This window comes from Endozoicomonas sp. ONNA2, assembly GCF_024606365.1.
Classification (GTDB): domain Bacteria; phylum Pseudomonadota; class Gammaproteobacteria; order Pseudomonadales; family Endozoicomonadaceae; genus Endozoicomonas.
This window is the reverse complement of the sequence record NZ_JAHHPO010000415.1, coordinates 1-1,328: the sequence shown is the minus strand read 5'-3', so window position 1 is coordinate 1,328 and position 1,328 is coordinate 1. Positions and strand designations below refer to the sequence as shown.

The window sequence follows — 1,328 nt, the reverse complement described above, 5'->3', positions numbered from 1 at the left end:
TCATTGATGATTTGCCCCCAGCGCCGGTTGAGGTCAGGTTACCCAGCCATCCGGCCGACGGGAAAAATTCAGTACCCGGTGTTAAACAAAGCCATGCACATATCCGTTTGAAAGCGGTCAATGGCCTGTTCAGGCTACCGGGGCTGAGTCCCCATGAAGACATTACCGATCTGCGTATTAAGCCTGACCTGCCATTCCAGCTGACCAGAGACTACTATTCCGGGCTGCACAGCGTGTCAGTTTCTGGTGCCAAAAACAACCAAACCATAGCCTTCACTTACGTGGTGCAACAACATTCAGATAAACAGTCAGATAAACAGTCAGATAAACATCATAAGTCGTACAATGATAACAGCCCCATGAAAGAATGGATGCATCGTCCGGAAATAAGGTGTTCCAACGCGATAAAAACCAGAATCGATACCGAGTTTGAGCAAATTCATGGATTGCCGGAAGTGCTACGTGAAGACCTGATCGCTATTCAACAGGCAGAGTCTCACCAACAACGCCTTGAGGCCATCGCCGTTTATTGTCAACAATTTACTGGTAAGGGCAAACCGGAACAGTGTGAACACTTTTTCCAGTATCTCTTGAAAAACCGCCAGGGGAATTGCACGCACCGCTCCGCAATATTTGTAGCACTTTGTCGTTATTATGGCATTGCCTCGCGACTGGTGAACAGTGCCAGTCATGCATTTCCCGAGTACTCTCTGGATGGTGGTCGCAGCTGGCAGTCGAGGGGTGACCTTGGTGGTGTTCCTACTCGTTTGGACATATTAGAACCCGATGCACAACCCATCCAAAAGGCAACACCACAGGGTTCCCAATCCCACACATTGCCCGGGCTTTTCGATCAGCATTCTGAAAGAAAACGGTGGGGCAGTAAGCGCAAATTCAGGGTTACAAAGAAGCCCGGCAAGACCGCTGGCAGTAGCCGTGCGTTGCCCACCACTGATCTGAATATCGCCTCAAGAATCAAAAAACTGTGCAATGAACAGGGTTTAACCGGGCTGTCCAAAAGTGATGCCTTACTGGAGCAAATGGTTGCGCTGCTTGGTAATGACAGAGATCTTCATGAGAGCTGGTGCAGTGGCGAATGGTATTTATCCAGGAAAAAGAAGATGATATTGGAAGATACCTTGTACTCCGGCTTGCACAACAGCACCGGGAAAATAGCAGATGGGCAGATTATTAAACGACTCATGGACATCAAAAAACTGTTTATGGTTGGTAATAAGGACATTAACCAATGGTTTTATGTTTTATCTGCGAACATGTTCGACGCCGATTTCTCCTGCCCTTCGACGATCAATTTTGTCCGGGAGGCA

The 1,328-nt window shown here is 48.1% G+C and carries 1 protein-coding gene; it reads left to right on the top strand.

The features are described 5' to 3' along the window. Nucleotides 1-1,328, top strand: a 1,328-nt coding sequence (locus tag KDK14_RS07500) for a transglutaminase-like domain-containing protein (protein WP_257264445.1), incomplete at both ends; no start/stop codon positions are given.